Source organism: Aliifodinibius sp. S!AR15-10, assembly GCF_031569985.1.
In the GTDB taxonomy this organism is placed as follows: domain Bacteria; phylum Bacteroidota; class Rhodothermia; order Balneolales; family Balneolaceae; genus JAMQKA01.
Genome location: NZ_JAMQKA010000066.1, coordinates 1 through 12,503, shown reverse-complemented (window position 1 = coordinate 12,503; position 12,503 = coordinate 1). Strand labels below are relative to the sequence as shown.

The 12,503-nt window shown below is 47.0% G+C and carries 11 protein-coding genes; 8 read left to right on the top strand and 3 right to left on the bottom strand.

Going from position 1 to position 12,503, the window contains the following annotated elements:
* Positions 1 to 268: 268 nt before the first annotated feature.
* The 3 genes from ligD (at position 269) to NC796_RS24385 (ending at position 5,753) form a co-directional block, all read left to right on the top strand.
* Positions 269 to 2,596, top strand: coding sequence for a non-homologous end-joining DNA ligase (gene ligD, locus NC796_RS24395; RefSeq protein WP_310688434.1), 2,328 nt, complete (start codon positions 269 to 271; stop codon positions 2,594 to 2,596).
* A gap of 173 nt (positions 2,597 to 2,769) precedes the next feature.
* A complete protein-coding gene (locus NC796_RS24390; RefSeq protein WP_310688433.1) occupies positions 2,770 to 4,128 on the top strand; it encodes an enolase C-terminal domain-like protein in 1,359 nt (452 codons plus the stop codon).
* A gap of 269 nt (positions 4,129 to 4,397) precedes the next feature.
* Positions 4,398 to 5,753 carry a hypothetical protein gene (locus tag NC796_RS24385; RefSeq protein ID WP_310688432.1) on the top strand — a complete coding sequence of 452 codons (1,356 nt, stop codon included), beginning with the start codon at positions 4,398 to 4,400 and terminating at the stop codon, positions 5,751 to 5,753.
* A gap of 98 nt (positions 5,754 to 5,851) precedes the next feature.
* Here the strand turns inward: NC796_RS24385 and NC796_RS24380 are convergent, their stop codons facing one another.
* From NC796_RS24380 to NC796_RS24370, 3 genes are read right to left on the bottom strand one after another with little or no spacing between them, the layout of a single operon-like run.
* Positions 5,852 to 6,628: a hypothetical protein gene (locus tag NC796_RS24380; RefSeq protein WP_310688431.1), complete on the bottom strand. Its 777-nt coding sequence runs from the start codon at positions 6,626 to 6,628 to the stop codon at positions 5,852 to 5,854.
* A 6-nt stretch (positions 6,629 to 6,634) separates the two neighbouring features.
* A complete protein-coding gene (locus NC796_RS24375; RefSeq protein ID WP_310688430.1) occupies positions 6,635 to 7,918 on the bottom strand; it encodes a lactate 2-monooxygenase in 1,284 nt (427 codons plus the stop codon).
* 10 nt (positions 7,919 to 7,928) lie between these two features.
* On the bottom strand, positions 7,929 to 8,159 hold the full coding sequence (locus tag NC796_RS24370; protein ID WP_310688429.1) for a hypothetical protein: 231 nt from the start codon (positions 8,157 to 8,159) through the stop codon (positions 7,929 to 7,931).
* Between the two features lie 80 nt (positions 8,160 to 8,239).
* Here NC796_RS24370 and der point away from each other — a divergent pair, with 80 nt between their 5' ends.
* The 5 genes from der to NC796_RS24345 all read left to right on the top strand — a co-directional run bounded on the left by der (position 8,240) and on the right by NC796_RS24345 (position 12,052).
* A complete protein-coding gene (gene der, locus NC796_RS24365; RefSeq protein ID WP_310688428.1) occupies positions 8,240 to 9,547 on the top strand; it encodes a ribosome biogenesis GTPase Der in 1,308 nt (435 codons plus the stop codon).
* Positions 9,548 to 9,623: 76 nt separating this feature from the next.
* Positions 9,624 to 10,322: an NADH-quinone oxidoreductase subunit I gene (locus NC796_RS24360; RefSeq protein ID WP_310688427.1), complete on the top strand. Its 699-nt coding sequence runs from the start codon at positions 9,624 to 9,626 to the stop codon at positions 10,320 to 10,322.
* 18 nt (positions 10,323 to 10,340) lie between these two features.
* Positions 10,341 to 10,922, top strand: coding sequence for a hypothetical protein (locus NC796_RS24355; RefSeq protein WP_310688426.1), 582 nt, complete (start codon positions 10,341 to 10,343; stop codon positions 10,920 to 10,922).
* 6 nt (positions 10,923 to 10,928) lie between these two features.
* Positions 10,929 to 11,549 (top strand): hypothetical protein, encoded by a 621-nt coding sequence (locus NC796_RS24350; RefSeq protein WP_310688425.1) that lies wholly within the window; start codon positions 10,929 to 10,931, stop codon positions 11,547 to 11,549.
* Positions 11,550 to 11,575: 26 nt separating this feature from the next.
* Positions 11,576 to 12,052: a redoxin domain-containing protein gene (locus NC796_RS24345; RefSeq protein WP_310688424.1), complete on the top strand. Its 477-nt coding sequence runs from the start codon at positions 11,576 to 11,578 to the stop codon at positions 12,050 to 12,052.
* Positions 12,053 to 12,503 lie beyond the last annotated feature (451 nt).

Below are 12,503 nucleotides of genomic sequence, written 5' to 3'. Positions count from 1 at the left end.
CGCTCCCCTCCGCACCCTTCCGGGCGGACAACTTTACCAAGGCCGGAAGCTGAAGGCCGGTTATATGGTATAAAGCCTATTCACAGGGAATCATATTGAACTACTATCCAAAACGGAAATGTCATTTTTACACAAAAAGATTTATTTCCCAAGACACTACCGATTTGATTCAAAAATAGGAAAAGTGTCATTCCCAGAAAGTTGATGAAAAGTAGCCGAAAAAGAGTGACGCATTTCCAGATCTGGCTTCTTTTTGTAAATTGATTCTATGGCAACAAAATCACAGTGGGTGCAGGTGGGGAGACGGAAGCTGGAGCTCTCGAACCTGGAAAAGGTACTCTATCCCGGGGATGGGATCCTCAAGGCAGAGGTGATAGCATACTATCACGATATTGCACCTACGATTCTCTACCATATCAAGGGGCGGCCGCTCACCCTTATCCGTTTCCCCGATGGAATAGAATCGGAGCGTTTCTACCAGAAAAACCGTCCCCGCTGGGCGCCCGACTGGGTGGAATTCAAGACACTGGGGGAAGAGAAGAAAGATTATATCCTGGCTACTGAACAGGCCACGCTGTTGTGGTTGGCTAACCTGGCTGCCCTGGAGCTGCACCAGATGCACTGTCGACAGCCCCATTTCGACAAACCCGACTACATGGTGTTTGACCTGGATCCACCGGAAGAGCGCCCATTTACCGATGTTGTAGATGTGGCGTATGATCTGAAAGAACACATCGATACTTATGGCTATCATTCTTTTGTAAAGACCACCGGGGGCAAAGGGTTACATATCGTGGTACCGGTGCAGCCAAAGTGGGACTTTTCAACTGTATTTGAAGCAGCTAAAGATTTGGCCCAACCTTTTGTGACACGGAACAGCCAAACAGTTACACTACAGATAAAAAAAGCAGCCCGTAAAGGGCGCATACTCGTCGATATCTATCGGAACAGGAACGGGCAGAGCATCGTCTCTCCCTACAGTCTACGGGGACGGCTGGAGGCACCTGTTTCAATGCCTTTAAGATGGAATGAGTTGTCAGAACTGGAGAGTTCAGCTCAGTTCACCCTTCAGAATGTGGTGGAAAAAGTAAAGGCTGAGGGGGATGCCTGGGAAGGGATCGGCGGCTATGCTGTGGACCTTCATACTCACCGCACAACGGATACAGAACCGCAGAAACTTGCACCATCCGGTCGTCACAAAACGCCCGAACAGTTGGAGGAGTACAGCAAAAAGCGCAATTTTGGGCTTACAACGGAGCCGATTGCCTTAGAATCAATAGAGGAAGGCAACAATTTTGTGATTCACCGCCACCATGCGTCCCGACTGCACTACGACCTCAGGCTGGAACAGGACGGGGTGCTAAAATCCTGGGCTGTCCCCAAGGGCATGCCGCCTCGTCCGGGGGTAAAACGTCTGGCCATAGAAACTGAAGATCATCCCTATGAATATCTGACGTTTGAAGGGACGATACCCAAGGGAGAATATGGCGGGGGCGAGATGTGGGTATATGCACTGGGAAAGTACCAGGTCACAAAACAGAAAGGAGATGGAATGTACTTTCGGCTGGATAGCCCGGCCCTGAGCGGGGAATACCGTATGCACCGCATGAAGGGGAAGGAGTGGCTGCTCGAAAAAGTGGAGTCTCCCCAAATTGACTGGCTTAATGATTATATCGAGCCGATGCAGGCAGAGATTGGCAACGATCCACCGGAAGGAAATTATGTCTACGAAATTAAATGGGACGGCATTCGGGCACTTTTTGCATTGGAGGATGGACAGGTTTGCATCCGCACCCGAAATCAAAATGATGTGACCCGACAATTCCCCGAGCTGCACCAGGCTTCAGGTGGATTGCGCGCTACATGCGGGCTTTTTGACGGGGAAATAGTATGCCTTGACCACCAGGGAAGACCTGAATTCAAAAAAGTTATTAACCGGCTGCAGAGTAGTGCAGAGGCAACCATTCAACAATTGTCAGCTACACAGCCTGTGCACTGCTACCTGTTTGATTGCCTCTACCTTGATGGGCGGGTCATAATAAATGAACCCCTCGAAAGACGATATGAATGGCTTAAAGATGTGGTGAAGAAGGGCACACCCTATCGGCTGAGCGAGTTTTTTGATGATGGCCAGGCGCTGTTTGATGCAGCCAAAGAACATAACCTTGAAGGTATAATGGCCAAACAGAAAGGGAGTCCCTACCTGCCGGGAAGACGCAGCAACTACTGGTTAAAAATAAAAGTTCGCCAAACGGCCGATTGTCTCGTGATAGGTTATACGAAAGGAAAAGGGGATAGGCATAATTATTTTGGAGCCCTGCATCTTGCACAATATTCTAACGGAGAGCTCAAATACAGGGGCAAAGTGGGGACCGGGTTTAATCAAAAAACAATGGCTGAAATCAATAAAATGCTTGAAAAGCTGGAAACGATACCCAAGCCGATAGCCAACAAAATCCTCGGGGAGAAAGATACCGTTTGGATCGATCCCAAAATGGTTGTTGAAGTAAGCTATGCCCGTCTGACCCCGGATAACATTTTCCGGGAAGCCGTCTTCCTTCGCCTGCGCCCGGACCGGTATGGGGAATCGCTGTAGCATCTTGTCTAGCTGAACACGTGGAGTACAATCATGACTCTTGTTTTAAGTGTTTCTCTCCGTGAACCTTCATAATCTTTAAAAAATATCATTATAATAAACTTGGTTTGTGGGCACATCTGATATTGAGGCACTATTACACAATAACAGTCAATTAAATAGATGGGATAATTATGGATAGACGTGATGCACTCAAAAATATGGGAATGGGACTGTCAGCCGGCGCCTTCGGGGGATTTTCTCTCGGCGATGATCCCTGGCAGAAAAGCAAGCAGGAGCAGCAAGATAAATATTCAAAAGCTACAAACGGGCTGCCACCACTGGAGATTACCAATGTAAAGGCGATTGCCACTGCACCCCACGGCATTGAGCTGATTGTGGTGAAAGTTGAGACCAGTGAACCGGGCCTTTACGGTGTGGGATGCGCCACATTCCGGCAGCGAGCCAAGCCGGTACTGTCAGCGGTAAATGATTACCTGTCAGATTTTTGCGTGGGGATGAATGTCAACAACATAGAGGATATCTGGCAGATGACATACCAGAACTCTTACTGGCGAAACGGTCCGGTGCTGAACAACGCCCTCAGTGGGCTCGACCAGGCGTTGTGGGATATCAAAGGCAAGCGAGCCAACATGCCGGTGTATGAGCTGCTGGGTGGTAAAACGCGCTTTGCAGTCGACACCTACACCCACTGCGGCGACGAGTCGATTGAGGCTGTGATAGAAAATGTGCAGCAGGCGATGGAGGCGGGATTCCGCCACTGCCGCATTCAGCTTGGCGGCTATGGCTCAACGGCAATTTCAGGCCAACCCGATTTCAAAAAAGCGGGTTTTGGGATGGAAAGAGACAATTTTATGGATACCTATACCTACCTGCAGGGCACCCGGGAACTCTTTGAAAAAGTCCGTGAAGCGTGTGGCAAACGGATTGAACTCTGCCACGATGTCCATGAGCGCGTGCAACCCAGGGATGCCATACAGCTGTGTGAAGACCTAGAGCAGTACCGGCCGTTCTTTATTGAAGATCCAGTCTCCCCAGAAAACAATGATTGGTTTGAGCTATTGCGACAGAAAACATCGGTTCCCATTGCGATGGGCGAACTCTACAATAATCCGCATGAATGGACCCGCCCGATGACCAACCGCTGGATCGACTTTATCCGCATACATATTTCACAGATTGGAGGCATCACCCCAGCTATGAAAGTTGCTAGGCTTGGCGAGTGGTTTAACGTGCGAACGGCGTGGCACGGTCCGGGTGATGTTTCTCCAATCGGCCACGCAGCCAATGCCCATATCGACCTGGCTGTCTGGAATTTCGGTATCCAGGAAGCGCCAAACATGACCGATCGCCTGCGTGAAATCTTTCCCGGGGCACCTCGAGTAGAAAACGGTTATGTCAAAATTAATGAAGCACCCGGTCTGGGAGTAGATATCAACGAAGAGGAAGCCGCAAAGTATCCTATTCCTGATAAGCAGCTTAATAACTGGACCCAGGTCCGGGCACTGGATGGAACCCCTATACGGCCTTAGCTTACTATTTCATTAAATAGTGAGTAATTTTTTATCCACCGAGTGGCAAGAGGAGCCACCCGGTGGAAGCGGAGTACTACCACCCGGCCGCTGCATTTGCGACCGGGTGGATTATTATAAAGACTTAGCTGGTTCTTGAAGGGATAGCCGCTTGACGCCAATTAACATGTAATTTGTTGTAACCTGTCCTCGCCGAATATTGGGATTAAAATCGATAAACAGTATAGTACGGATGTCTGGGGATATTAAACTAAATCAATAGGGATTCTATGGTACGTTCTGCAATATTTTCATTTCTAGCTCTTTTTCTAATTTTCACTGTTCTACCTGCATGGGCTCAGCAGGCCAACCAGTCACCACCGGTTGAACTCACGACCGAAGAGGATCATCAACGCACTATGGAGATGCTGGGTATTGATTCCCTGCGGCCGGGTGTGAACGGAAGCGATCCCAACGCCCCCAACTATGTCAACTATGAGGAGAAAAATGCCAATCCCTATCCACACTACCCCGATCCATTATTAACGAATGATCGCCAAAAAGTGACTTCGCCCGAGATGTGGTGGAATGAGCGCAGACCAGAAATTGTAGAGTTTTTTGAACGGGAAATTTTCGGTCGCGTGCCGGAACAGACGCCCGTGGTAAGCTGGGAGATCACTGAAGCCACCGACACGACCATTGGGAATATCCAAGCCAAAAAGAAGCGCTTGGTTGGACATGTTGACAATACAACCTATCCCCATATCACGGTTAACATCCAGGCGAACCTGGTCATCCCAGCCCAAGCTGATGAACCTGTTCCAGTAATCACACAGTTTGGATTTATCCAACTTCCCCCGTTCTTAAAGCAACTGAGACAAAACAATGACGATAATTCGCCGACATGGCACCAGCTTGTTATGGAAAAAGGGTGGGGATATTCTATCATTGTACCCAATTCGATCCAGGCCGACAACGGGGCAGGGCTGACCAAGGGTATTATTGGCTTGGTTAACAAAGGGCAACCTCGTGACGCTGACGACTGGGGAGCGCTGCGGGCATGGGCTTGGGGTGCCAGCCGACTCCTCGATTATTTTGAGACCATTGATGAGGTAGATGCCGAACGGGTTGGGATCCAGGGACACTCCCGCTATGGAAAAGCAGCCGTGGTGGCCCAGGCCTTTGACCAGCGGTTTGCCATTGGCTATATCAGTTCCTCAGGGGCAGGAGGGGTAAAGCCACATCGCAGAAACTTTGGTGAGATTGTAGAGAATGTTGCCGCTCCCAGTGAATACCACTGGATGGTGGGAAATTATCTCAAATATGCGGGACCTCTGACTTGGAGAGACATTCCGGTTGATTCCCACGAGCTGGTTGCACTCTGTGCACCGCGACCGATGTTTATCGGTTCTGGACAAGAGGGAGATCTCTGGGTTGATCCCAAGGGTATGTTTATGGCAGGCGTGAAAGCGGGCCCCGTTTATGAACTATTGGAAAAAGAGGGGTTGGGTACCGATCAATTTCCGCCGGTTGGAACCGCACTTCTTGGGGGTGATATTGCCTTTCGTCAACACCCGGAGGGGCATACCGCAGGCCCGAATTGGCCGGCATTCCTGGAGTTTGCAGAGCGGCATTTCAAAAAATAGACGTTAAGCCCATAATAAACAGCTATTTATGCGGAACAAGTATTGGTTGTAGCTTTGTGGTTTATTGGGCGTAAGGGAATGTTTTTAATGGCCTTATACTATTTTCTGTGGTTTTGCTGCATCCATGCTTTCAGTTCTTGCCAAATTGCATCTTGGTTAAATGTTACATTCATCAACCTGGAAAATGTTATACCTTTGACAGTTATTAAATATTCGACCATCAGTTCATGCTTCAGGTACACTCGGTGGATCGGCTTCACTTCATCGTAATAACCGTTCAGGAAGGCGTTGACATTCTTTCGAAAGGAATAGGAGGTATCCTGACTTTTACTGTGAAGGGAAGCACCATATTCAGCATAGCCCTCACGTTTCCAGTCGGGTAGCTTCCGGGAGTCAAGCATGCCGAGTTCTCGCGTGATCAACACATGCATCAATTCATGGGTAATAATATGAGTAGCTTTGCCGGATATAAGCGAATACGGGTACCTGTCCCCATACATTTGCCCGATTTTACCAATTCTATGTAGATTGATAAAGACGTATCCAAGGGGTTCAACTGTCATTCCCTGGCTCTCATGATTCATATTCATTTGCTTTGAAAACCATCGATATTTTCCCGGTTCATAACACAGATAGATACTGAATTCTTCTTGACCCGAATAAATTTCAATGGGTTGAAGCTTTGAGGTTACTTCTTCCATCATGAAGGATATGCCCCGGTTTATAGATCGGTCGGAGTAGATAGAATACTGTTTGTATTCTGTTTGGTAATCAAAGTAAAGGCCGGGGGCAAGGATTGGCAGGTAAATGGCTAGTATGTACCCCCCGACAGTAAGAGCTATGAATGTCAGAACCCAGGCTATTTTATTTTTCAACAAAATCTATATCTTCATGCTCTCCAAAGGGTTAGCAGTAATTTTATCGATACTTTTTATTCCAGAGAGTCCCATTGTCAACTCAAAGTCAGCCCTGAGATTCTGGATGACTTCCCGAACACCTTCTCGACCCGCCAGGGATAACCCATAGGCATAAGGACGCCCCAGAAGTACAGCGTTGGCACCCAGTGCAAGGGCCTTAAAAATATCAGCCCCCGTTCGAATGCCGCTGTCAAAGAACACCGGTATTTCCCCGTCTACAGCCGTGGTAATACTGGGAAGCGCCCCTAATGCAGGAATAGCACCATCGACTTGTCGCCCGCCATGATTGGAGACGATAACACCATTCATTCCATACTCAACAGCCTTGCGTGCATCATCCGGATGGAGAATACCTTTTAGCAGGATAGGCAGGTCGGTTATTCCGCGCAGGAAGGAGAGGTTCTCCCAAGTTAATGAAGGGCGGGAATAAGTTTTGATAAAAGTACGCACAGCTCGCATCGGCTCACCTGAGACCAGGTTTCGAAATGTGGATCCAGGATAATTTCGGCTCATTTTGAAAAGAGAGCAGATCGCTGAAAACGTAATAGATTTTTCTCGATCAGGATCTTCATCCCTATGCTCTTCCATCAGCTCTTTAAAAACGGGATCGCTTGTGTATTGGGCAATGCCTTTTGCCAGAAGAAACGGGAGATAGGCAAGATCGAGATCACGGGTCCGCCATCCCAGCATGGTGGTATCCAACGTCAAGACAATAGCCTGGCACCCACAATTTTCAGCACGTTTCACAAAGCTTTTGACCAGTTTATTGGAGGTGCTCCAGTACAATTGGAACCAGCGAGGAGCGTCATCCATTACGGCGGCACATTTCTCCATAGAGACCGAGGCCTGACTTGAAAAGATCATCGGAACTCCTTCTGCAGCAGAGGCTTGTGCCACTTCTTTATCTGCTTCTTTGTGGAAAAGTCCAAGCACGCCAATCGGGGCCAGCAGGAATGGGACAGGGTAGCGATGACCCAAGAGTTCGATTGAAGTGTCGAGGGCTGAGACATCACGAAGCATGCGTGGCTGGATGCTCCAGTGCTTAAAGGCTTCACGGTTTTTGCTGATCGTTGTTTCTTGTCCTGCACCTCCGGCCAGGTAGGAGAACGCCTCTTTACTTAGCTTTTTCTCTGCAGCTTCCTTTAATTCAATATAAGATATCGGGACGACAGGTTTTTGACCACTGATTCCATTAATATAGATCTCCGATTGGCGCAGGCGGGAAAAGCTGGGTTCATCGGAGTTCATGATATTCCTGTTACTTTTCTTTCATTTGCTGGCTCTGATGGTACATATCAAACAATATCCAGAAAAAAGGGTAGGGTGGGAACAGCACAGATAACACCATTTTCAGGTTTTTGAACCGTGATTCCTCCATGTTACAAATGCCGGCGATTCCGGAAATCCAAAAAATGGTGAACATAAATCCCCCAAAAGCAATGGCCAGTGAGCCGAGGAATCCAAAGTTATTGTAGAAAGTCTGCAGCATAAATTAGGCTCTACTTTAAACACTTTTATCGTTATTTTCATCGGTCTTAATTTTATCGAAAATTAGTGTAAAAAACAGATATGCTTCCTGTTGTTTCTATTGTGGGTAGACCGAATGTGGGGAAATCCACACTTTTTAATCGACTTATTGGTGCGCGAAAGGCGATTGTAGATGATGAGTACGGGGTTACCCGTGACCGCCATTACGGGCAGAGCGACTGGAATGGTCGCAATTTCACCATCATTGACACCGGTGGGTACCTGCCCGACGAGTCGGATAAGATTACTGCCGGTGTTCGTGAACAGGTGCACATCGCGATGTCGGAGTCTGATGTTATTATGTTTGTTGTGGATGTAGAGGCTGGCATCACAAGCCTGGATCAGTCGGTGGCCAACCTACTGCGTCAACAGGACAAACCAGTACTCTTGGTAGCCAATAAGGCCGATAATGAAGAACGTAAACTGAATGCCACAGAATTTTATGCCCTGGGATTTGGCGATCTGTTCGCTATTTCTTCGGTCAATGGGACCGGTACCGGAGAACTCTTGGACAGGCTAGTCGAACTGTTACCTGAGATGCCGGACGAAGAAGAGATTGAGACTCCCAGGCTGGCTATAATCGGACGCCCCAATGTGGGTAAGAGCAGCTTTGTAAATGCGCTTCTCAACGATGAACGGAGCATTGTAACGGATATTCCGGGAACTACGCGCGACTCGATCAACAGCCGGCTTATATACAATGAGAAGGAATATATTTTGGTGGATACGGCCGGGCTCCGCAAAAAGAAGAACGTGAAAGAGAATATTGAGTTTTACAGCACCGTGCGCACCGAACGTGCTATCCGGGAGTGTGATGTGGCCATTCTGCTGGTCGACGCCATGCAGGGATTTGAGTCGCAGGACAAGCACATTCTACACATGGCTGATGAGCTCAATAAAGGTATTGTGCTGGTACTCAATAAATGGGACCTGGTGCCGGAGAAAACCACCAACCTGCTTAAAGAGTTTGAGGAGTACGTTTACGACCGAATCCCAACCAAACGCTGGATTCCCATCGTATCGATGTCCGCAACGAACAGGAAGAGGATACACCGCGTGATCGACGTTGCCGATAACGTACTTGAAGAGCGGAAGCGGCTTGTCCCGACACCCGTGTTCAACGACTTTCTGCAACGAATTCTCAAGGAACGGCCGCTGCCGATTAAAAGAGGCGTGCGGCTGAAAATTAAGTACGCCACGCAGGTTAAATCCAATCCCCCGGTCTTTAAATTCTTCATGAATATGCCTTCGGAACTCCCGGCCAACTATCGACGGTTTATAGAGAACAAAATTCGTGAGGAATATGGCTTTACAGGAGTTCCGATTACACTTACATTCAAGCAAAAATGAGATATTCCCATTGAACTCAATGGGCGAATAGTTTATTTTAAATCGTTCAAAATCGTAATTCTATATAAAATAGTCGATGTCGCAACCTCAAAATTTAGAGCAACCGGTAGCTAACGCCCTCAATGAGGATTTTGACCGCGAACGTGAGTTTTCTTTTCTCGAGAACCTGTATCTGCCCGAGATATTCAAAGCGCTGTGGTATTCGCTGAAACAGATGTTTCAACCCACGGTCACGCTGGATTACCCGGAAGAAAAATGGGATCCGCCCGCTATTTTCCGCGGACGACCGGTGCTGGTAGAGGACAATGGCAAGGAGCGATGTGTTGCCTGCGGACTTTGTGCACGTGCCTGCCCACCGCTGGCGATCAGCATGCAGGCTAACGAGGACAGTGATGACCCCAAGGAGCGGTACCCGGACTTCTTTGAGATCAACATGCTGCGCTGTATCTATTGCGGATATTGCGAAGAGGTTTGCCCTGAAGAGGCTATTGTGATGAGCAAAGACTATGATATCGTGTTTGAATCGCGCGAGGAAGCGATCTATGACAAGCAGCGATTGCTCGTACCGAAAGAAGATCTGCAGGAACGGCTAGATTTCCTTAGAGAATATAAAAACAGACAGTTTGGTAAGTTTTGGGATTTTCAGGAAGAAAATAATATCCACTCCGTACGAGACCGTGATCGCGAATTTAATTCGGGTCTGTCACTGGTTGAGATGCTGGAGCAACAGAAAGAAAACGACAATGTGGAAGCTTCATCTGATTGGGCCCGTTAAAAGAAGTTCACTTCTATAATGACAGATTTTACCAGGGAAGAGGTTACCCAGGAGCAATTGGATCAATTGGTAGAGGATGCGTCCTATCTACAGGATGAAGCCGAAGCCTTAAAATATGTAATTGACGAGGTACCGTATACAGATGCACCGCCTGAGGGACAATCCATCGCGGAAATGTTGCTGCTTATAGATCACGCCCAGCTTTCCTATTACAGGCCCATCATTGAAGATGCCTATCAAAGCGACCGCCCAACTCACTTGAAGGATTACGATCATTTTGAGGAAACATTTTCTTTGGATGAAGACAAAGCGAAAGACATACAGAAATCGCTGAGTAAAATTGCCAAACACCGGGCTGGACTTGTTAATTTGATAAAAAAGATATCGCTAATTGACTGGGAGTTAGTAGTTTACAGAGATGGAAGTGAGATTCTATTATTTGATTTTGCCCAAGAAATGATTCGCTTTGAACGAGGAAAACTGAAAGATATCGCCGACTTGGTAATGGTATTCAACCAAGAGAAAGCAACACAGCGAAAGATTGATAAACGAGCTAATAACCGACCGTCTGCGAATCAACAGTCCCAACCCGATAACTAATCAAATATGAATTGGGATGCACTTCTTCTTTTAATTGTTGGTTTATATTCCACAGTAAAAAGCTCTCAGCTTGCCTACCGTTTAAAGAGCTTGAAATACCTCAGTTACGCTCTCAGTATTCTTTTTTTTGTATTAGGGCAGGGCGCCATGCTCTTTGAAAATATTATTCCCACTGATATTACGCTGCTGATCGAGTTTTCAACGGTTATTGCTGTTTCCTTTGTATTATGTGGTCTGGCGGTCTTTATCCGGGATTCCAAGCCGGTTTTCGCCCAGTTTCCCTTGATTTATGCCGCCGCTCCTTTGCTACTCATTTTTTCTTATTGGTTTGTCAAAGATTCTTTTGCTATAAAAGCGTGGTTATTGAGTATCTACCAGGCAGGGGCATTATTGGTGGGTTTGATGATGTACGGAGCCCAAAGTTATCGAAATCCGGAAGAAATGGATATCAGGTATATGCTCATAGCAATTGCATTTTTTGTGCTTACGTACTTAGCATATTGGTTTATCCCTGAGGTACAGTCAAACTATCAATGGATTTGGCAGCTATTATTGGGTATCAGTCTAATGGCAACGACGCAGGCCTTCAGGATCTCTCTGAAACAGGAGACTGCCGTTGAAATGTAATACCGAATCTGAAAATATTACTATTCATGGCTTTAACTAAAGGTTACAAAGCTCCCCAATTTACCCTTGAAAATACGGAAGGTGATGAAGTATCAATTACCGATTACAGGGGCCAGACAGTGCTGCTACTTTTTTTCCCGTTAGCATTTAGCAGTGTGTGCACAAAGGAGCTATGCACAACAAGGGACAATATGAAGCTATATGAAGCCTTCAATACTGAAGTGGTAGCCGTCAGCGTGGATAGCTTCTTTACGCTAAAAGAATTTAAGAAATCCCAGAATCTTAATTTTACGCTTCTAAGCGACTTTAATAAAGAAGTCTCCAGGGAATACGATGTTCTGTATGAAGATTATTTTGGGATGAAGGGCGTGGCTAAACGTGCAGCTTTTCTTATTGACCAGGGTGGCACCATACAACACAGCCAAGTGCTGGACGATTCTGGAAAACTACCAGATTTTGATGCTATTCTGGATGTTTTAAAAAACCTATCGACCAAATACTGAAACACCGAGGGGATAGGATTCTTTGTAAATAGATCTGCCTTCAATAATAGCATTATATATTAATGCCGACTATACTTTACATAATATATATTATACGACATATATCTATAAGGTGTCTACTCAGATTCATATCGAGTCAAGCCACTTTTATCTTTGACATATTTAGGGCATCCTCAAAAAGTAAAAGCTTTTCCCCGTTCAAGAGGGGTTCCTTTTTGTGTGAACAAACCGCCGACAGTAGTCGGGACTAAAGAACTGGTCACCCAAAAAATCACCGGCTGGGATTTCTTCGCCTGTCCCGACAGCTGTACGGGATAAAAGAACCCCATATGTTCCCGTTAGCAGCCCTCCCGAAAGATGGAGGTTTTCCACTCTCTCCGCATATACCGAAATTTCTCGCATGGTTTCTTTCTTAACGCCTTCGCTGCGTTTGCCCGAGACGGCTCACAAA